At 61.5% G+C, this 17,893-nt stretch carries 17 protein-coding genes and 5 pseudogenes; 17 read left to right on the top strand and 5 right to left on the bottom strand.

Features of this window, described 5'->3' with window-relative positions:
* The first annotated feature begins 40 nt into the window (after nucleotides 1–40).
* Complete coding sequence (locus tag NKI19_RS11525; RefSeq protein ID WP_352565890.1) at nucleotides 41–1,030, top strand: substrate-binding domain-containing protein; 990 nt, start codon at nucleotides 41–43, stop codon at nucleotides 1,028–1,030.
* Nucleotides 1,031–1,233: 203 nt separating this feature from the next.
* Here NKI19_RS11525 and NKI19_RS11520 read toward each other — a convergent pair whose 3' ends face one another.
* A complete protein-coding gene (locus tag NKI19_RS11520; protein ID WP_352951133.1) occupies nucleotides 1,234–1,503 on the bottom strand; it encodes a dihydrofolate reductase family protein in 270 nt (89 codons plus the stop codon).
* A gap of 98 nt (nucleotides 1,504–1,601) precedes the next feature.
* Between NKI19_RS11520 and NKI19_RS11515 the strand changes: the two are divergent.
* Nucleotides 1,602–1,658, top strand: a pseudogene (locus NKI19_RS11515) (hypothetical protein); the annotation flags it as partial.
* A gap of 202 nt (nucleotides 1,659–1,860) precedes the next feature.
* Here the strand turns inward: NKI19_RS11515 and NKI19_RS11510 are convergent.
* Entirely contained in the window at nucleotides 1,861–2,298 is a 438-nt protein-coding gene (locus NKI19_RS11510) for a GFA family protein (protein WP_352565891.1), read from the bottom strand.
* Between the two features lie 471 nt (nucleotides 2,299–2,769).
* Between NKI19_RS11510 and NKI19_RS11505 the strand changes: the two genes are divergently transcribed.
* Both NKI19_RS11505 and NKI19_RS11500 read left to right on the top strand, forming a co-directional pair.
* Entirely contained in the window at nucleotides 2,770–3,051 is a 282-nt protein-coding gene (locus tag NKI19_RS11505) for an MbcA/ParS/Xre antitoxin family protein (RefSeq protein WP_352565948.1), read from the top strand.
* Complete coding sequence (locus NKI19_RS11500) at nucleotides 3,044–3,559, top strand: RES family NAD+ phosphorylase (RefSeq protein WP_352565949.1); 516 nt, start codon at nucleotides 3,044–3,046, stop codon at nucleotides 3,557–3,559. Before NKI19_RS11505 ends, NKI19_RS11500 begins: the two co-directional genes overlap by 8 nt.
* A gap of 123 nt (nucleotides 3,560–3,682) precedes the next feature.
* On the opposite strand, the pseudogene NKI19_RS11495 reads toward NKI19_RS11500, so the two are convergent.
* A pseudogene (locus NKI19_RS11495) lies at nucleotides 3,683–3,856 on the bottom strand (integrase); the annotation flags it as partial.
* Nucleotides 3,857–4,121: 265 nt separating this feature from the next.
* Here NKI19_RS11495 and NKI19_RS11490 point away from each other — a divergent pair.
* The 6 genes from NKI19_RS11490 (at nucleotide 4,122) to NKI19_RS11465 (ending at nucleotide 10,282) form a co-directional block, all read left to right on the top strand.
* Nucleotides 4,122–4,931, top strand: coding sequence for a methyltransferase domain-containing protein (locus tag NKI19_RS11490; protein ID WP_352565893.1), 810 nt, complete (start codon nucleotides 4,122–4,124; stop codon nucleotides 4,929–4,931).
* A gap of 600 nt (nucleotides 4,932–5,531) precedes the next feature.
* The gene (locus tag NKI19_RS11485) at nucleotides 5,532–6,800 is read left to right on the top strand and encodes an amino acid ABC transporter substrate-binding protein (protein ID WP_352565894.1); all 1,269 of its coding nucleotides are present in this window, start codon (nucleotides 5,532–5,534) and stop codon (nucleotides 6,798–6,800) included.
* A gap of 161 nt (nucleotides 6,801–6,961) precedes the next feature.
* Nucleotides 6,962–7,834, top strand: coding sequence for a branched-chain amino acid ABC transporter permease (locus NKI19_RS11480; RefSeq protein WP_352565896.1), 873 nt, complete (start codon nucleotides 6,962–6,964; stop codon nucleotides 7,832–7,834).
* 8 nt (nucleotides 7,835–7,842) lie between these two features.
* Nucleotides 7,843–8,826, top strand: coding sequence for a branched-chain amino acid ABC transporter permease (locus NKI19_RS11475; protein ID WP_352565898.1), 984 nt, complete (start codon nucleotides 7,843–7,845; stop codon nucleotides 8,824–8,826).
* A complete protein-coding gene (locus NKI19_RS11470) occupies nucleotides 8,823–9,569 on the top strand; it encodes an ABC transporter ATP-binding protein (protein WP_352565900.1) in 747 nt (248 codons plus the stop codon). The genes NKI19_RS11475 and NKI19_RS11470 overlap by 4 nt, the downstream gene beginning before the upstream one ends.
* Nucleotides 9,566–10,282, top strand: coding sequence for an ABC transporter ATP-binding protein (locus NKI19_RS11465; RefSeq protein ID WP_352565902.1), 717 nt, complete (start codon nucleotides 9,566–9,568; stop codon nucleotides 10,280–10,282). Before NKI19_RS11470 ends, NKI19_RS11465 begins: the two co-directional genes overlap by 4 nt.
* Nucleotides 10,283–10,604: 322 nt before the next feature.
* Here the strand turns inward: NKI19_RS11465 and NKI19_RS11460 are convergent.
* Nucleotides 10,605–10,760, bottom strand: a pseudogene (locus NKI19_RS11460) (ISNCY family transposase); the annotation flags it as partial.
* A gap of 212 nt (nucleotides 10,761–10,972) precedes the next feature.
* Here NKI19_RS11460 and NKI19_RS11455 point away from each other — a divergent pair.
* The 4 genes from NKI19_RS11455 to NKI19_RS11440 all read left to right on the top strand — a co-directional run bounded on the left by NKI19_RS11455 (nucleotide 10,973) and on the right by NKI19_RS11440 (nucleotide 13,802).
* Nucleotides 10,973–11,725 (top strand): SDR family NAD(P)-dependent oxidoreductase, encoded by a 753-nt coding sequence (locus NKI19_RS11455; protein WP_352951128.1) that lies wholly within the window; start codon nucleotides 10,973–10,975, stop codon nucleotides 11,723–11,725.
* Nucleotides 11,722–12,804, top strand: a complete 1,083-nt coding sequence (locus NKI19_RS11450; RefSeq protein ID WP_352565906.1) for an S-adenosylmethionine:tRNA ribosyltransferase-isomerase — start codon at nucleotides 11,722–11,724, stop codon at nucleotides 12,802–12,804. Before NKI19_RS11455 ends, NKI19_RS11450 begins: the two co-directional genes overlap by 4 nt.
* Nucleotides 12,805–13,140: 336 nt before the next feature.
* Nucleotides 13,141–13,407, top strand: coding sequence for an AbrB/MazE/SpoVT family DNA-binding domain-containing protein (locus NKI19_RS11445; RefSeq protein ID WP_352565908.1), 267 nt, complete (start codon nucleotides 13,141–13,143; stop codon nucleotides 13,405–13,407).
* Entirely contained in the window at nucleotides 13,404–13,802 is a 399-nt protein-coding gene (locus NKI19_RS11440) for a type II toxin-antitoxin system VapC family toxin (RefSeq protein WP_352565909.1), read from the top strand. The genes NKI19_RS11445 and NKI19_RS11440 overlap by 4 nt, the downstream gene beginning before the upstream one ends.
* Before the next feature lie 75 nt (nucleotides 13,803–13,877).
* On the opposite strand, the pseudogene NKI19_RS11435 reads toward NKI19_RS11440, so the two are convergent.
* Nucleotides 13,878–14,661: pseudogene (locus tag NKI19_RS11435) on the bottom strand (class I SAM-dependent methyltransferase).
* A 115-nt stretch (nucleotides 14,662–14,776) separates the two neighbouring features.
* Between NKI19_RS11435 and NKI19_RS11430 the strand changes: the two are divergent.
* From NKI19_RS11430 to NKI19_RS11420, 3 genes and pseudogenes are all read left to right on the top strand, one after another.
* Nucleotides 14,777–15,916: pseudogene (locus tag NKI19_RS11430) on the top strand (ABC transporter substrate-binding protein).
* Complete coding sequence (locus NKI19_RS11425; protein WP_352565911.1) at nucleotides 15,906–16,985, top strand: FecCD family ABC transporter permease; 1,080 nt, start codon at nucleotides 15,906–15,908, stop codon at nucleotides 16,983–16,985. The pseudogene NKI19_RS11430 and the gene NKI19_RS11425 overlap by 11 nt, the downstream one beginning before the upstream one ends.
* A complete protein-coding gene (locus NKI19_RS11420) occupies nucleotides 16,979–17,818 on the top strand; it encodes an ABC transporter ATP-binding protein (protein WP_352565913.1) in 840 nt (279 codons plus the stop codon). Before NKI19_RS11425 ends, NKI19_RS11420 begins: the two co-directional genes overlap by 7 nt.
* Nucleotides 17,819–17,893 lie beyond the last annotated feature (75 nt).

Here is a 17,893-nt window from a genome sequence, read left to right as displayed (position 1 = left end):
AAGATCTGGCCGCAGCGGCCCCAAAAGGAGGAGAGAGAGCATGAGAACCATAGAACGAGGATCGTGGCGTGCCTGGCGGCTTGGACTGCTCGCCGGCACGTGCCTGTGCATGGCGGGCACCGCAGAGGCCGCCGACCCTATGGTCAAGGCCTGCGCCAAGGACGGCCAGTTCATCATTGGCTTTTCCCAGGCGAACAATGCCGAGCCCTATCGCCAGCATGTCAATGACGAGCTGACTGCGGCGGTGAAGGCCGTGCCGCAGCTTACACTGCAGATCGCCGATGGCGCCGGCAACGTCAACACGCAGACCTCGCAGGTCGACAACTTCATCACTCAAAAAGTCGATCTTCTGCTGATCTCGCCCTTCGAGGCGGCACCGCTGACGCCCGCGGTGAAGCGTGCCATGGACGCCGGCATCCCGGTGATCGAACTCGACCGCAAGACGGTCGGCGATCCCGGCAAGGACTACACGGCATTCATCGGCGGCGACAATTACAAGATCGCTCTCGAAGCAGGAAAATACACCGCAAAGACCCTGCTCCCGGAAGGCGGCGAGGCAGCGGTGCTTGAAGGCCTGCCAAGTTCGACGCCGGCGGTGGAGCGGCTCAACGGCTTCAAGGATGGTGTGAAGGAAAATGGCAAGATCCAGGTGGTGGCCGAGCAGGCCGCCGACTGGGTGCCCGACAAAGCTCAGACCGCCTTTTCTGCCATGCTGCAAGCGCACCCCGACATCAAGGTGCTCTACGCCTCGAACGACATGATGGCAGCCGGCGCGCTGCTTGCAGCCAAGGGCGCGGGCAAGCAGGTCAAGATTATCGGCACCGACGGCCTGCCGGGCCCGGCCGGCGGCATCGAGGCCGTGGCCAAGGGCGACTGGGCGGCAACCTTCACCTACCCGACCGGCGCCAAGGAGGCGATCGAGATGTCGAAGAAGATTCTGCTTGATTGTGCTTCGTCGGTTGAGCCGACGGTGACGGTGGCTACCACCGCGATCACGCCAGAGAATGCCAAGCAGATGATGGGGAAATGAGTTCAGGGCAAAATTAATAGGACAAGGCCCCGCGAGGGGCCTTGTTGCGTATTGGGAGACGTCACGCAGGGCACGCACCGTGCCGAAGAGCCTGCCGATTCATCGCTCGGGAAATTAGCTAGTCTGATGGAAGGGTCGCACGCTGAATGAATAGGTTGTCCAAGAGTAGATAGACTACCGGCAACCGGACTTTCGGCAGGGGCTCATGCCGGCCGATAAATCTGCGCCACTGCGCTCCCCGGAAAGGCTTTCGAGCTCACAAGCTTGAGAGACATCGGCGCGGCGAGTTCGGAGAACAGCGGCAGGCCTTTGCTCAGCGCCACGGGGGCCACCAGCAGGGCAAACCGGTCGACCAGTCCCTGGGCGACGAGGCTGCGGGCGAAGCTCGCTCCGCCCGTCGTGAGAAGACGGCCTTGCGGATCTGGTTCATCGGCGCCGCGAACTGGGTCGGTGGAGGTCGGCCACGCCGTAATCGATATTGAGGGGATCGAAGTCCCGATCGTTTCAGAAGCGCAGCAGATGCGATCTTCAGCAATTGCGCACTTTCGGGATAGAACCGACGGCTCGCCGCGTGTTGGTTCTGAAGTCGATGCAGCATTTCCGTGCGGCATTCGAGCCGATAGCGGGCAGGGTCATCGTCTGCGATGCGGGCGCGCTGGCAACGCCGCGGGCAGAACGGCGTCCCTATATCCACGCGCCGCGCCCGCTCTGGCCGCTTTCGACAGCTCCATTCGTCCCGTCTCCTTGGCCGACACACTCTAACCTCATCCGGAGGAGTCTGCGCGGGCAAAGATGGAACAGCAATAAGGCTCCATCCGGGAATGCTGACGCTAAAGTGACCTTCGCGTCAGATCAGGCGAGTATTCTTTTATCATACTCGCCTGGAAGCACTCGGTCTCTTCAGGAAGAGTTACCCAATGATGTTTATATCTCTCAAATATCGATATCATTGGGGGCGGAAAGTCTGGATCGGCCAATGCACCAACGGCCACGCCGATTATTGTGGGTTGAGCATCAGGCTTCCAATAGACTGTCGAACCACAGGTTGGGCAAAAATACATGCGGACATTGCGGCCGCTATCGGCAACGCGAATGAACTCCGTTGCAACTCCCGAAATCTCGACGGTATCAGTTGCATAGAACGCGTTGACGCTGAACGATGTACCGGTTCGCCGCTGGCAGGCTAAACAATGACATGCGGCAACCAGTTTTGTTGGCTCTCGCATCATAAGTCTGAGTGCGCCGCACACACATTGGGCATCGGCCATGGAGAATCCTCCGTCCTTATCGGTGAAACAATTTTGGGATGTGGGGGGAGGCGCAGTTCAAAACCGCTGTCGCAGACAGACAGCGCGTAGGACGTGCCCCTGTCAAGGATCAGAATGCGCTACACCAAAAATGTACAGCTTCAGGGAAGTTGTCAACGGGCGATTCCTGGCCTGTCATGTGCCTCTCGACCGCACCGGGTTGATCAGCTCCGGTTCGCCTAAACGAAGCAGGGGAGATGATCTACCCCGTCGCACGTGTTCGCGAATGGCGTGCCAGACTCCGCAGGACGATTTAGTTCCGGAAAGGGGGTCTGCGAAATTGCCGGTTGTCGGCGAATTCGTGCCCTATAGGCAGTCCTCCTTTTCCACGCTCGCCGGCGCGCTACCAATGCCGCGACGCTGGCGAGCAGCGGCGAGTTCCTGCCCGTGCTCGCGGCGCTGTTCGCAACCGGCTTTTTTTCTCCGGCACGTATCCCTAAGCTGAAGATCGGTTCGGACTTTTACGACCGCGAGTCGGGCTCGGGCTTGGAGCGCAGCCGCACGGCCAAGACGCAGGGCCGTCTGCGCGAGATGCTCGAGATCATCAGCCGCGTGACGGATTGGGCGGGAGGCAAGGAACAGGCCATGGCCTGGTACCGAGCGCAGCCGCTACCGGCATTCGGTGGACGGACCGCCGAAGCCCTCGTGAAGGACGGCAAGGCCGCTGCTGTTCGCGACTACCTCGATCACATGGCCCTGGGTGGCTTTGCTTGAGGTTTGTCGGAACAGGGCGCAAGATCCACATTGGCCATTCAAGCCGAGTTTCGGTGATGGAGCGGTGATCAGGGGCGCTCGGTTCAATCCCAAAGGTGTGCCCGCGCTATATCTGGCCCTGACCGTCATGACGGCTGTCAAGGAAGCCAACCAGGGCTTCGCGCACCGCATCGACCCCTGCGTGCTGTGCTCTTATGACGTGGACTGCGAGGACATCACTGATCTGACAACCGAGCAGGGGAGGGGAGAATCTTCTGTCACGCTTGCGGACATGGGCAGCGCGTGGGCCACGGCTCTCAGCGACGGAGGGCGACCTGCATCCTGGTCCATCTATGACCGGCTGCGGCCTGAAGGCATCGCTGGAATTCTGGTGCCGAGTTTTGCTCCGGGCGCGGGGACGGAAGACCGCAATCTGGTGCTATGGGACTGGGGCCCCGATCTTCCGCACAAAGTGAACGTGTTCGATCTGAGCGGTCGGCTGCCGAAAGACCAACTGTCCTGGCGATGAAACTGGCCCGGAGGCTCCGGGGCTGCCCGAATGGCGGAAAACCAGTCTCTTGACGCTCAGGGTGAAGGCGTTCGCGTGAACCTGAGCGGCGGAATAATGGCAGAGGAGGGGGTTTTTGCCTCCTTAGAGGCCGGAAGCCCCGGTCAGGTTGATGCGGAAGCGATGTCTGCGGCGCTGATAGCGGCGGGGCATCTCCGAGGAGGTATGGCCGAGCTGTTTTTGCACATCGCGTTCGTCGATCTCGGCCGACGAGGCGAGGCCAGCCCGCAGCGAGTGGCCGGCGAATTTGACGATGCGGGCCATTGTCGAGAAGCAGGACAAGGCGCAGCAATGACGATGATCGAATTTTCTCTTCAAAGGCTGGGTTGTCGAATAGGACAATAGGACCAGCAGCCCGCCACCGCGGTTCCTGCTGGCTGCTGTCCCAGCGTTGGCGCGAGGGCCTGGCTCCCAGGCCTCCATCGGCAGCGACCGATCGGGAGCACCTGCTGCTCCGCAGACTCGACTTCATATCAGCTGGCGCTAATTATCGGCCCTTGGGCGAAAAAACCTTAGAGGCGACATGCTGAAATCATCAGGGAAGAACAATGCTCGAGAAAGCCGACTTCTATCTCTTTTTCGCAGCTATGGTGATCGTATCACGGTGCGGCGAGTCACACGCAAACTTCATTCATACCGAGATTGGCTCAGAGCCTTTGCCCTGACGCTCCTCCCCACGAGCAAGCCTCATCACTGCAATGCCTGCGATCGCGATGTAGCGGCTTTTTACCGTTTCGGAGCGTACACTCTTGTCTGCCCGCTTTGTCATGCCGTGGATCGTGAGCGTTTTTTGATTTGTGCTCTAGACCGTAGGCTTATCAAGTTGCCGGCGGGGCAGCTTCAAATCCTCCAGATTGCGCCGAGCGAGAAAGGTCTTTCAAAGAGACTCTCTCAAGCGGGCAACCTAATCAAAGGCGATTTCGAGCCGGGACGGTACGGGCCGGATACCGTGAAAATTGACCTCATGGACATGCGTCGCACCAGCGATCTCGATATCGTTGTCTTAAGTCATGTCATGGAACACGTACCTGATGATCGGCATGTGTTTCGACAACTTTGGTCATCTCTTAAGCCCCGAGGTCAGGTCTGGATCCAGGTACCGCTTATTTATCGCCAAACGATCGAAGCGGCGCCATCTATGTCACTGAGCGAGCGCGACGAGCGCTTTGGTGGATCGGATCACGTGCGAGCCTACGGACCGGATATCAAGGAGCGTATCGAGGACGCCGGCTTTACGGTCACCCGAATAAATTCAGATCGTATACCCGCCGCGGATCGCGACCGGCTTGGGCTTCTCTCCGATACTCTCTTTGTCGCAGAACGGCCCGAGTGACCCAATTGGAATGAAAGCATTGTTGCCACGTTTGTCGGCTTGGGCCTGCCCCTTCGCGAGTGGACAGATTTGGTTCCGTGGGGCTCCATTCTCGAAACTGCGGGACCGTTTTAAAGAAATCAGAAGGCTGCCGAAGGTGTCATCTTGGCGATGAGGCCGTGATCGGCGAATCCCACTCTTCGCGACCATGGTCCGAGGGGCTATCTCGCGCCTGGTGCCTCTCAAAAAAGTGGTTTGTCCACCGTGCGACGGAGTGTCGCGAGACACAGGAAATTGACAGAAAAATCAATGCGCTAATGACTAGAGTCCTTCGTTCATTGTTGTCTCGCAAAGTTGTCTAGGTGCAGAATAGGAGCCGCGTCTACAACTGCTCGCGGCGCCAACGGCGTCTAAAAGGCATTCGTCGACGAAGCTGGTGCACGACGAGGCATTGAGCATCCACAGCCTGCGGCGCCTCTACACGTTGATGACCCGAAGCCGCCTTACGCATTGCCTGTTGACCCGGGCATATCTTCTCTGTCCGCGTAAAAGGCATACAGTGGTATAAACAAGAGATATCGTCGGTTTCCAATCTGATAACCGGATGAAGGGAGTTGAGTGATGTTCACGAACAACAAACGTTTTTCGCGCCGTCGGTTCATCGGCGTCAGCGCCGGCGCCTTCGCAGCCGGCCCGTTGGGCCCGTTTGTGCGAGCGGCACGCGCGCAGGTGACGACATTCAAGGCCGGCGTTATCACCTCGCTGTCGGGCGAGAACATCCTCGGCGGCAACCTGACCAAACGCGGTTACGACCTATGGGCGGAGGCCATCAACGCCAAGGGTGGGGTTGAAGTCGCCGGCGAGCGCTTCAAGGTCGACATGTTCTACGGTGACGACCAAAGCAACCCCGCAACCGGCGCCGATGCCGCCGAGCGCCTGATCGTCCAGAACGAGGTCGACGTGCTTTTCGGCCCCTACACAAGCGGCTCGACTATCGCCGTGCAGCCGATCTGCCAGAAGTACCAGGTGCCGATGATTTCCGGCTCCGCGGAATCGCCAAACGTCTGGAAGGCCAAGCCGGAATTCAACTTCGGCATCATCCCGGCCGTGGACACCACTGCGGGCAAATCGCTGGCCGTGCTGGCGAAACTGTCCAACCCCATGGCCAAGACGATTGCTGTGATCGGCGTCAACGAACCCTTCTCTAAGGAAACCGGCGAAGGTTTTCGCGACGGGGCCAAGGAGGCCGGATTGGAAGTCGTCGCTTACGAATTGGTGCCGGCCTCGGGCGACCTTACCCCCGTCATCTCTAAGATCGCAGCGCTCAATCCCGATATCGTCGCCGTCGGCGGCCATGAGGAGCCGCTGATCAATGTCGTCAAGACCGCCAAGTCGCTGAACTTCCGGCCCAAGGCGCTGATAATGCACTATGGCGTCACCGACCCGGCCTTCGCCCAGGCGCTCGCCGCGGACGCCGACGGCACCTGCGGTGTCTCCGTGTGGCTGCCGTCAGTTCCATATAAGGACAACCTCTTCGGCACCGCAAAGGAGTTTGCCGAGATGGCGCAAAAGAAGTCTGGGCACGAGCCCGACTATACCGAAGCGGCCTGCGCGGCCAGCGGTCTCGTTTTCGGCGATGCCGTCAAGCGGCTTGGCAAGAAGCCGGCGCTCACGCCCGAAGACAGGGTGGCTCTTAAGGACGCGATAGCCGCGACCGACATCCAGACCTTCTACGGACCGATCAAGTTCGAGAAGGAAGGCAACCACTACCACGACAACGTCCAGCCGGTGCCGGTGCTGATCCAGATTCAGGGTGGCAAGATCGTAGCGGTGGGGCCGAAAGAGGCCGCGGCAGCGGACCTCACCTACCCGCTGCCAGCTTGGAAATAGTCGGTTCTGGACAGGGTGCGGGCGGCCTCGTCGCCATCACCCTTGCCCGGCGCAATGACAGTGGTTGCGCGTGCTCGGAAAATGACGGACCATGCTATCGTGTGTACGGCCGCTTTGCCGCGGCACTCTGCTCTTTCGTTGGCTGACGGACGGTTCCCGCGTTGGATCTATTCCTACAGACTTTGCTGAATGGCCTTCTGATCGGCGGCGTTATCGCCACTTTTACGATTGGTTTCCAGCTCGCTTTCGGCGTGCTGCACGTCATCGATTTCGCGGTGGGCGGCTGGGTCGTGCTGGGGGGCTATCTCGGCTACTACATGGGTGCCGGACTGGGTGTCGACGGATTCCTGGCGATCCCCGTGGCCTTCATGCTGTTCGGCGCCATCGGTTATCTGATCGGCCCGATCCTCTACAATGTCCGCAACAGCCGCACGGCGCGGCCAGAATTGATGGCGCTGGCATTGACCTTCGGCCTGTTCACGCTGCTGCGCGGCGGCATGCTGACCGCGTGGGGCTTCAATACCCACAGCGTGCCGACGGGGTTAAGCGGCGAGAGCCTCGCCGTCGGGCCGGTGACGGTGCCACTGATCCGCGTGGCCGCGGCGGTCTTCGCGATCGCCATCGCCGGCGGACTGTTCCTGTTTCTCTACCGCACCCGCTATGGGTTAGCGATCAGAGCGACGGCTGAAAACCGGCAGAACGCCGCACTGATGGGCGTCAACATCCGCCGCCTCAGCGCCACTGTTTACGGGCTCTACGCAGGCATCACTGCCATGGCCGGCGTGCTGATGGGCGCGATATTTTCAGTGAACCCGGAAGTCGGCCTGCGCTATACTCTGTTCGCATTCTTCGTGGCTGTGCTTGCCGGCTTGGGCTCCGTCGGCGGTGCCCTCGTCGCCGCGCTGTTGCTCGGCGTCATCGAAGCCTTCGTCGCGACCTATGTCGGGTCGAGCTATTCGCTGCTGGCGATCTTCGGCACCCTGTTTCTCGTCCTTCTCGTGTCTCCGCGCGGGATCCTGCGGCACGGCTTGTGAGGCTGGACATGAAGCCAAGCTGGGCCGGCCTCCTCCTGCTGATCGCCGTAATCGTTTTGCTGGCGCTGCTGCCGATGCTGGTCAACAACTACTGGCTGCGCATTGCCACTGGCGCGCTGATGTGGGCGGGGCTGGCCTGCTCCTGGAACATGCTTGGCGGCTATGCCGGCTACATCAATTTCGGCCATTCGGCCTTCTTCGGGCTCGGCGCATATGTTACGGCGCTGCTAATGGCCGACAGGCTCGCCTGGCCGTTCTTCGCCACGCTCCCGGCCGGTATCGTGGTGACGGCGCTGTTTGCCATCATCATCGGCGCGCCGACGCTGCGCCTGCGCGGCGCCTATTTCGCCATAGCCACCTGGGCCTTCGCCGAGGTGCTCATACAGTTCGCCTCGGTGATGGACTTCACCGGCGGCATCGGCGGCATTGGGCTGCCGCCCTTTCTTGACGAGCGCTTCTTCTACTTCGCCATGTTTGGCGCGGCTGCGCTCACCTATCTCATTACGTGGGCGCTGTTCGAGCGCTCGCGTTTCGGGCTGAAGGTCAAGGCGCTGCGCGATCATGAGCCGGCGGCCGAGGCTATCGGTATCAACACTTCGCTGGTCAAGCTGCAGACCTTCGTGCTCAGTGCCGTCACCGCCTCGGTATTCGGCGCGATCTTCGCCTACTGGGTCACGTTCATCAATCCGAAAAGCGTTTTCGGCGGCGACATCACCGATCAGATGGTGGTGATGGTGCTGCTGGGCGGGCTGGGCAGCCTGTGGGGGCCGGCACTGGGCGGTGTGGCGTTGTTCGTCGTAAACCGCATCATCTGGATGTACTGGGGTGACACCGCCTTCTATATCGCCATATTAGGCGCGGCCATCGTGCTGGTGGTGCTGTTCCTGCCGAACGGCATCGCCAGCCTGTTTTCGAGGCGCGTGGCCAAGTCCGGCACTGTACTGGACAAGGCCGTCGGCAATCTTGTCGGCGGCCCGGGACGGCCCAGTTGAGCGCCGCCGAGGGCAAAACGGCTGGCACTGGCGAACCTATTCTCGTCGTGCGCGAACTCCACTGCCATTTCGGCGGCATCAAGGCCGTCAACGGTGTCTCCCTTGACGTCGGTCGGCGCGAGATCGCCGGCCTGATCGGACCTAACGGGTCTGGTAAGTCGACTCTGTTCAACTTAATATCGGGCACGGTGACGCCGGATCGTGGCCAGATCTGCTTCGACGGTCACGACATCGGCGGCCGAAAGGCTCACGCGATCGCGCGGCTGGGGCTTGCTCGCACCTTCCAGATTCCGGCCATGTTCGACAATATGAGCGTCACCGAAAACCTGCTGGCGGCTGCGGCCGAGGGCCACTGGCGGGGCGCACGCGAAAGGGCGGCCGATACGCTGGCGCTGGTCAAGCTGGAGCATGTCGCAGACAACCGCGCATCCGATCTTTCGGGCGGCCAGCAGAAACTGCTGGAGTTCGGGCGCGTTGTGATGCGCCAGGCCTCACTCATTCTGCTCGACGAGGTGACAGCGGGCGTCCATCCCAGCATCCGCAAGATCATCGTGGATGCCATCGCGCGGCTGCGCGAGCGCGGCACCACCCTTCTGGTCATCGAGCACGACATGGAAATGGTGCGGAACGTGTGCGACCGCATCATCGTCATGGATGCTGGCCGTGTCGTGGCCGCCGGGCCTTTCAACGACATCGTTCGCAATTCGGAGGTTATGCAGACCTATCTGGGGCGGCCGCAATGAGCACCAGGCTCACCGCCGACAACATCGTTACCGGCTACGGCAAGCAGGAGATCGTCCATGGCGTCTCGCTGAGCGCGGAAGCTGGCAAGATTACCTGCATCTTCGGGCCGAACGGCAGTGGCAAGTCGACCCTACTCAAGGCTATTGTCGGCGCGCTGCCGGTGTGGAGCGGCACGGCGAGCCTAGGCGAATCAACACTCTCCAACCTTGCCGTCCATGAAGTGGTGCGCCAGGGGCTGGTGTTGATGCCGCAGGGCGGCGGTGTGTTTCCGCGCCTGACAGTGATGGAGAATTTGCGCATGGGTGGCTACGCCATCGCGGATCGGCGGATAGTCGAGCAGCGCATCGAGGCGCTGATCGAGCAATATCCCTCTTTGGCACGGCGGCGCCGTACCGCGGCCGGTTCGCTTTCGGGCGGCGAGCAGGCAATGCTTGCGCTGGCGCGGGCGCTGGTTTCGGAACCGCGCTTCATTCTGCTGGACGAGCCTTCCGCCGGATTGTCGCCGGCCATGGTCATCGAGACGCTCGAACGCATTACCACCCTCACCGCGCACGGCATCGGCATTGTCATGGTGGAGCAGAACATCCGCGAGGCGATGCCGATTGCGGACAAGCTTTACATCCTGGCGGCCGGCGAAAAGCGCTTCGAGGGGACGCGTCGGGACGTGCACGACGACCGGCAGATCATGGAAATTTATATGGGGGGAGCGTGAGAGAAGCGGTCGATACCTGAACGCGAGTTTGCAACTGCCAAATCTGGCTTGGCGGCTAATTGTAAGAAGGCGGTCTTTTTCGGCAATCAATTGGGAGAATGATCAGGCTGAGATCGGTTGTCGTACAGAAGTTCAAGCCTGCTGCTCAGAACCTGAACACTCGCCTATGGCCGACTTGGCGAGACCCTTTGATCGAACAACATTTCCGGTGTCATATCCAACTCCCGCCGTTCGTTTGCCGAAGATCTCGCCGCAAAGGGGAATGTTCAGATCACCGGCCCGGCGCTTTGCCGAAGGCGCCGGCAGGATCGCCAAGACGGACCGGCTCCTTGCCAAAGCGAGCGTTGAAGTCCGCCCTGAACTCAGGCGCATAAGCATTGGTCTCCTTGATCGTGCGGATGCCACGCAGGCGCAGTGCCTTCACAAGCCGGTCCTGGAGTGTCTGATTGCCGTTCTCAACACGTCCTTTGGCAACCGGGACGCGTTCGCCTGCAGAATATTAGAGAGATGGTCCCGAAATGAATGTTGCGTAGGAGCCCGGCATCAACGGGCGCTTGCGCCCGTTCCGGCCCGCTCGCATGCGATCAGCCCGCCGGCCGACAAGGCGAAGGTGCGCTGCGATACGTGAGTTTGGTCGGCATCGATTCACGGAATGAAGGCTTGACCTCAAGTTAACTTCAGCTTGTACCAATGGGCGTAGGGATTGAAGGAGTATCGTCAATGCTGACCAACATTGATCTTCAGGGACTTCATGTAGCAGTCACGGGCGGCACGTCCGGCCTAGGACTGGCGCTTGTCCGGCAGCTTGCCAGAGACGGTGCGTCGGTCGCCTTCGTTGCCCGCACTGCCGCGAACGTCGAAGACATCGCTGACGAGACGGGCGCACATGGCATTGTCGGCGACGTCGGCAAAAAGGAGGACATCCACCCGATCGCGTTGCAGGTCACCGCGAGCCTAGGCGGGCTCGACGTTCTGATCAACAATGCATCAAGCCTCGGCCCCGTTCCACTGGCGCTCCTTGCCGATACCGAGTGCGAGGAGCTGGAAAAAGCGCTCGCGGTCAATCTCGTCGGCGCGTTCCGGCTGACGAAAGCACTGTTCGGTGCACTTGCCGCCTCCGCGCGCGAGGGCCGTGGCGCACTGGTGATCAACATCTCCAGCGACGCGGCGGTGAACGCCTATCCCGGCTGGGGCGCGTATGGTGCGAGCAAGGCTGCTCTTGCTCACCTGACGGCGATTTGGGACGAGGAGGCGAAGGCCGACGGCATCCGGCTCCTCGCGCTCGACCCCGGCGATATGGACACCCCGCTGCACGCGCTGGCGCTTCCTGACGCCGATCGGTCGACATTGAAGCGTCCCGACCTGGCCGCTGCCGAGATCATCGAAAAGATGCTCGACACGTTGCCGGCCGCCGCAACACTTCTCGCCGAGACACGTGGATGATTGCCGCCGACCGTCCGGATCGGCGCGCCGCCCGGCTGCTCGTCGTCGAGGCGGACGGCGCGACGCGCGACCTGCCGCGCACTGAACTCGCGACACTGTTCGATGCCGGCGATCTGGTAATCGCCAACGACGCCGCGACCCTGCCTGCCAGCTTGCGCGGCACGCATATCCGCAACGACAAAGCGATCGAGATTCGCCTGGCAGGCTGGCTGTCACTTCCCGATCCAACCCGCTTCGTAGCGATTGCCTTCGGCGCAGGCGATCACCGCATGCGCACAGAAGACCGGCTGCCTCCGCCTCCGCTGTCACCAGGCGATCACCTTCGGCTCGGTCCGCTTGAAACCATCGTAGAGCGCCTTCTCGATCATCCTCGCCTTATCGAGTTGCGCTTCCCGGGCAGCCGCGCAGCGGTGCTTGCAGGACTGGCGCAACACGGCAGGCCGATCCAATATGCGCATGTTCACGAACCGTTGGTACTTTGGAATGTTTGGACGAAGATTGCCGCCGGGCCGGTCGCATTCGAGGCGCCATCGGCAGGCTTCGCACTCGACTGGCGCACGCTCCAGGCCTGGCGTCGGCGCGACATCAGCTTCGCAACACTCACTCATGCCGCGGGCGTGACTTCCACCGGCGACCCCGCGCTCGACTTGCGCCTCCCTTTCGACGAGCCGTATCGCATCCCCGAGCGCACGGCGGCGCAGGTCGCGCGGGCGAAGCTCCGCGGAAGCCGCATCATCGCAATCGGCACGAGCGTGGTGCGCGCGCTTGAAGCAGCTGCCAACCCCGACGGTAATGTGCGTGCCGGAAATGGCGTTGCGAGGGGGCGCATCGCGCTGGGCACGCCCCTTCGCGCGGTCGATGCGATTCTAACAGGCGTCCACCAGCCCGGCGAAAGCCATTTCGAGCTCCTGCGCGCCTTTGCCGACGATGCTCTGCTCGCCAAGGCTTCCGCAGTCTTCGCCGAGCACCGATATCGCACGCATGAATTCGGCGATTCCATGCTGCTCAGTCGCCCAACGGTTAGATCGATCGTGCGAACAGAAGCGACTGAAGTGCGCGAAAGCAAGCCTCAACTCTAGGCGATCCGATGATCTTGGTTTCCAGGGCGTTCGAAAACGACGTTTTGATTAAGTAATTCATCTAAACTATTTTGACCTGGTAACTTCGACTCCAGGGTCCGGAGTTCGAATTTCGTCGCCGGGAGGTCACGCGCGAGCTGCGACATCCACTCGACGTTGGGAAGTCAACAAATTTTGCCGAACGACGGTGGCGAGAGCGAATCTACGTGCCTGACGGCTTTCTAAAAGGCATCGAACGCGATTCTGTCGCCCATGGACGCCAAGCTTGGCCCGACCATCCGCATTGATAATAATGCAGATTTGCATTATCTTACGCAATGAACAGGAATGTTTGATATGACAACGCTGACAGTGACGACAAGGGGACAGGTGACCTTCCGCAAGGACGTGCTGCAACATCTGGGCATCAAGCCGGGCGAGAAGATCGAGCTTGATCTGCTGCCCGGCGGTCGGGCAGAATTGAAGGCAGCACGGGCGAGGGGGTCGTTCCGGGACCTCCACGCCTTCCTCAGAGGCAAGACGAACCGCCGGGTGCTCAGCATCGAGGAGATCAACGAGGCGATATCGGAGGCGGGCGCCGCGGCCGGATCGGGCAAGGAATGAGGATTACGGCCGACACGAATGTGCTGCTGCGCGCCTATGTCGCCGACGATGAGAGGCAGGCGGCCATTGCCGTCGACCTGCTGGCTAAAGCGGACATCGTGGCCGTGAGCTTGCAGACCTTGTGCGAATTCGTTTGGGTTCTGGCCCGGCAATACCAGACAGAGCCCGAAAATATTGCTGCGGCGATCCGGGCGTTGCTGAACACAGCGAATGTTGTCGTCAACCGGCCGGCCGTTGAGGCAGGGCTGTCAGTCCTCGATGCCGGCGGCGATTTCGCGGACGGCGTGATCGCTTTTGACGGCGGCTGGCTTGGCGGGGAGACTTTCGTCTCGTTTGACCGGAAGGCCGTCAAACTGCTTTCGGCGCAGGGACAATCCGTACAGCTTCTTTTCTAAGTCTCTCCGCGCTGGTCTTTCGCCCTGAGCTGTCGCGTCTGGGCTGTTGCGAGCAAATCGTTAGAAATTCCCCAACTACGAGGCCGACTTGGTCGCGCAGATCGCGTAGCGATGCTGCGTCGAGCGTTCCAGCGCCCTGAGGAAGTTCAAGTGCCGTGCCTGCGCGCGATGAATCGCGCCGAGCCGGGTGTCGACCACAGGTATCTGGAAACCAGCCTCTACGAGAAGCGCGCAGACCTCGTCCCCTTTGGCGCCGTGCGAAAAGTGCAGCCGCGACAGGATGCTGCGATGGCGGTCCGCCATCGCCTGATCCAGTCCGTGGACCGGCCCGACTGTCCGGCCAATGGCCCTTTCCAGGACTTGTCGCAGAGAGGTTACCCAGGTCTTGCTGACGAAATCACCATCAATGATCAGCAGCCGTCCGCCAGGCTTGAGCAGCGAGAACCATTCGGCGAACGCCGCTCGCGGATCCACCAACGTCCAGACGAGATGACGGGCGACGAGGACGTCGTAGCTTTCTCCTTTTTCAAGGGTGCGCTCGGCGTCGCCGATGGATGCCGGTTTCCCTCTGCGTCGCCTTTGCACGCGCGCGGGCAAGCATGGCCTCTGACCAATCGAGCCCGGTCACGGCATAACCCAGGTCGTGCATGAGATGGGATACGACGCCGGTGCCGCAAGCGAGGTCGAGCGCGCGACGCCCATCCCCGGGCCCCAGGTGCTTGAGCATCAGCCTGTGCCAGGCCAGGCGTTCCCGCTGTGAGAAGATTTCATGCCCCACCGAAAGGTCGAATGTTCCGGCGCGCGCCGACCAATAGTCGCGTATCTCGTCGCGCAGCGAATAATTGGGCTCGCCCGCCATTCCAGACCCCTTCTCGTCGCACCAGTCTGGAATGGCTCTAAAAAAGATATTTCTTGAGAATTGAAGTCATCTTTTATAAGCCACCTCTGGCTAATCCACTTCAAGAGAGGGCGCGATGAATTTCGGAAGGATCCCAGCAGCGACGATGGCGGCAGCTATCGTCGCCCTGTCGATGACGCTGGCCGCCAGGGCCGAAATGGTTGCACTGACTGACATCGCGGGCCGCTAGGTCGAGGTGAACGTCCCGGTCGGGAAGGTAATCCTGGGTGAGGGCCGGCAGGTCTATCTCGTCGCGGCACTCGACACCGAGGATCCGTTCAAGCGCATCGCTGGCTGGCGCGAGGATTTCAGCCAAGCGGATCCGGACAATTACGCCGCCTATCTGGAAAAATTCCCCAGGATGGCGGAGATCCCGACTTTTGGCGGCTTCAAGGACGGTACTTTCGACGTCGAGCAGGCCGTCTCGCTCAGGCCCGACGTCATCCTGATGAATATCGAATCGAAGCAGGCTACGGAAGACGGCAAGTATATCGAGAAGCTCGCCGCCGCCGGCATTCCGTTGGTCTATGTCGATTTCCGCGAGCGCCCCTTCACCAACACCGAACCCAGCATGCGCCTGTTTGGCAAGCTGTTCGGCAAGGAGGAGCGCGCTGAGGAATTCATCACCTGGCGCGCCGCCGAGATCGCGCTCGTTACCGACGTCATCGAGCGGGCCAAGCCGGAACGGCCCAAGGTCTTCATCGAACGCGCCGGCGGCTATTCCGACGACTGCTGCATGAGCTTCGGCGACGACAATTTCGGCAAATTCGTCGAGATGGCAGGCGGCGACAACATCGCCAAGGGCATCATCCCCGGCACGTTCGGCACGCTCAATCCCGAACAGATCATCGCATCCGACCCGGATCAGATCATCGTCACCGGCGGATGGTGGGAAGCCTATGTGCCGGGCGGTGCCTGGGTCGGCGTCGGGCCCGGCCGTGATCAGGCAGAGGCCCTGCGCAAGCTGAAGGCGCTGACCGAGCGGCCGGCGCTGACCGGCGTGAAGGCCGTCGAGGATGGCGCGGTGCATGCCATCTGGCATCAGTTCTACAACAGCCCCTATCAGTTCGTGGCTATCCAGCAGATGGCCAAGTGGCTGCATCCGGATCTCTTCGCCGATCTCGATCCCGAGGCGACCTTCAGAGAGTTGCACGAGAAATTCTTGCCCGTAGCATACCGGCCCGGCCACTGGGTTTCGCTGACCGATGTCGATTGAATCGACGGCCGTCAGCACCGCGCTCGACAGCACCGATGGACGAGGGCGTTACCGCGCTCTCGTCTGGCGGCGGCAGTTGATCCTTGCCGGCCTTGGCGCTGCCCTGCTCTTCAGCCTGTGCTTCGACCTTGCGGTCGGTCCCGCCCGCTACGGACTTGGTGAGGTCGTGCGGGCGCTTGTGTTTCCCGACACGGTGCCGCAGCAGGTGCGCGTGGTGCTCTGGGACATCCGCATGCCGGTCGCCCTGATGGCCATTGTCGTCGGGGCAGCGCTCGCCGTGGCCGGCGCGCAGATGCAGACCATCCTCAACAACCCGCTGGCGAGCCCCTTCACGCTCGGCATATCCGCCGCCGCGAGCTTCGGCGCCGCGCTTGCACTTGCCTTCGGGGTGAGGCTTGTCCCCGCCGCAGTCGAATATGTGGTGCCGATCAACGCCTTCGTGATGGCGATGCTGGCGGCCTTCCTCATTCACGTACTAAGCGTAAAGCGCGGCGTCAGCGCGGAGACCATCGTGCTGCTCGGCATCGCGCTGGTTTTCACCTTCAACGCGCTGCTCGCGCTCGTCCAGTTTTTCGCCTCGGCGGAAGCGCTGGCGGCGGTCGTCTTCTGGACAATGGGCAGCCTCAGCAAGGCCACCTGGCCGAAGCTTGCAGTCACCACATTCATTCTCCTGGCAGTCTTGCCCATTTTCGCCCGGCGCGTTTGGGCGCTGACGGCGTTGAGGCTCGGTGAGGACAAGGCGGCCAGCTTCGGCGTCAAGGTCGGTCGCCTGCGGCTCGAGACGCTCATTCTGGTGAGCCTCCTCGCCGCCATTCCTGTCGCCTTCGTCGGCACCATAGGTTTTATCGGTCTGGTAGGTCCGCACATCGCGCGCATGGTCATCGGCGAGGACCAACGCTTCTTCCTGCCCGCCTCGGCCCTTGCGGGCGCGCTCATCCTGTCGGCCAGCTCGGTCGTCAGCAAGTCGCTTATCCCGGGGACGGTCTTCCCGATCGGCATCGTCAGCTCGCTGATCGGCATCCCGTTCTTCATCTCGCTCATCCTGTCCAGCACGAGGCGCTCATGGTGACGATCCGGCTCGAGGCGCTCGGCGCGCGCTACGGCACGAGCCTGCGGCTTCGCGATGTGACGACGCCTGCGTTCGAGGGCGGAGACATCGTGGCCGTGATCGGTCCGAATGCCGCCGGGAAGTCGACGCTCTTCAGGCGCATTGCCGGCCTCCTGGACGGACCGGGAGCAATGCATGTCGAGGGGGCCATTCGCGGGAAGAGCGGCATCTGCTACATGCCACAGGAAACGTCCGCCAACGCGGTGCTCACCGTCTACGAGTCAGTGTTGCTCGCCCGTAAGCAGGGTATGGGCTGGTCGGTGGGCGATGATGATTTGGCTCGCATTGACGAGACGCTGGCGGCGCTCGGCATCGCCGACATCGCTTTCCGCAACATTGGCGAGCTTTCCGGCGGCCAGCGGCAACTCGCCAGCCTGGCACAAACGCTGGTGCGCGAGCCGGAGATCCTGCTGATGGACGAACCGACATCAGCACTCGATCTGTCGCGGCAGGTGGAAGTGCTTGGCCTCATGCGGGGACTTGCTCAGGCGCGAGGCATGGTCGTGCTGATCGCCCTGCACGACCTCAATCACGCCCTTCGCTTCAGCGATCAGACAATGGTCATCGCGGACGGCCGGCTGGTCGCATGCGGGTCATCGCCAGACGTCATCACATCCGATCTGCTGCGCGACATCTATCACCTCAACGCCCGCATCGAGCCGTGCTCGCGCGGCATCGGCCATGTCATCGTGGATGGCGTGGCGGATGGGCGTCGGACGGTCATTATGTCGGCAGCGGAAACTGAATCCTGGATTAGGAGCAGATTCGAAGCGGCAGCCGTTCCGGCCGCGTGACGGCAACCGCATCATGCCGGTTGATCGACGCGCGCACTGATCACCTGATCCTCTGACTGCTGGTTGAAGGCGACA

The sequence above is a fragment of the Mesorhizobium sp. M0751 genome (genome assembly GCF_040320265.1).
Classification (GTDB): domain Bacteria; phylum Pseudomonadota; class Alphaproteobacteria; order Rhizobiales; family Rhizobiaceae; genus Mesorhizobium.
This window is presented reverse-complemented; position numbering and strand designations above follow the sequence as displayed.

What these genes read in the sequence shown, in the direction of transcription:
- NKI19_RS11525 (WP_352565890.1), top strand. Translation starts at nt 41, where the DNA reads ATGAGAACCATAGAACGAGGATCGTGGCGTGCCTGGCGGCTTGGACTG.
- NKI19_RS11510 (WP_352565891.1), bottom strand. Translation starts at nt 2,298, where the DNA reads ATGGCCGATGCCCAATGTGTGTGCGGCGCACTCAGACTTATGATGCGA.
- NKI19_RS11490 (WP_352565893.1), top strand. Translation starts at nt 4,122, where the DNA reads ATGCTGAAATCATCAGGGAAGAACAATGCTCGAGAAAGCCGACTTCTA.
- NKI19_RS11485 (WP_352565894.1), top strand. Translation starts at nt 5,532, where the DNA reads ATGTTCACGAACAACAAACGTTTTTCGCGCCGTCGGTTCATCGGCGTC.
- NKI19_RS11475 (WP_352565898.1), top strand. Translation starts at nt 7,843, where the DNA reads ATGAAGCCAAGCTGGGCCGGCCTCCTCCTGCTGATCGCCGTAATCGTT.
- NKI19_RS11465 (WP_352565902.1), top strand. Translation starts at nt 9,566, where the DNA reads ATGAGCACCAGGCTCACCGCCGACAACATCGTTACCGGCTACGGCAAG.
- NKI19_RS11455 (WP_352951128.1), top strand. Translation starts at nt 10,973, where the DNA reads ATGGGCGTAGGGATTGAAGGAGTATCGTCAATGCTGACCAACATTGAT.
- NKI19_RS11450 (WP_352565906.1), top strand. Translation starts at nt 11,722, where the DNA reads ATGATTGCCGCCGACCGTCCGGATCGGCGCGCCGCCCGGCTGCTCGTC.
- NKI19_RS11445 (WP_352565908.1), top strand. Translation starts at nt 13,141, where the DNA reads ATGACAACGCTGACAGTGACGACAAGGGGACAGGTGACCTTCCGCAAG.
- NKI19_RS11440 (WP_352565909.1), top strand. Translation starts at nt 13,404, where the DNA reads ATGAGGATTACGGCCGACACGAATGTGCTGCTGCGCGCCTATGTCGCC.
- NKI19_RS11425 (WP_352565911.1), top strand. Translation starts at nt 15,906, where the DNA reads ATGTCGATTGAATCGACGGCCGTCAGCACCGCGCTCGACAGCACCGAT.
- NKI19_RS11420 (WP_352565913.1), top strand. Translation starts at nt 16,979, where the DNA reads ATGGTGACGATCCGGCTCGAGGCGCTCGGCGCGCGCTACGGCACGAGC.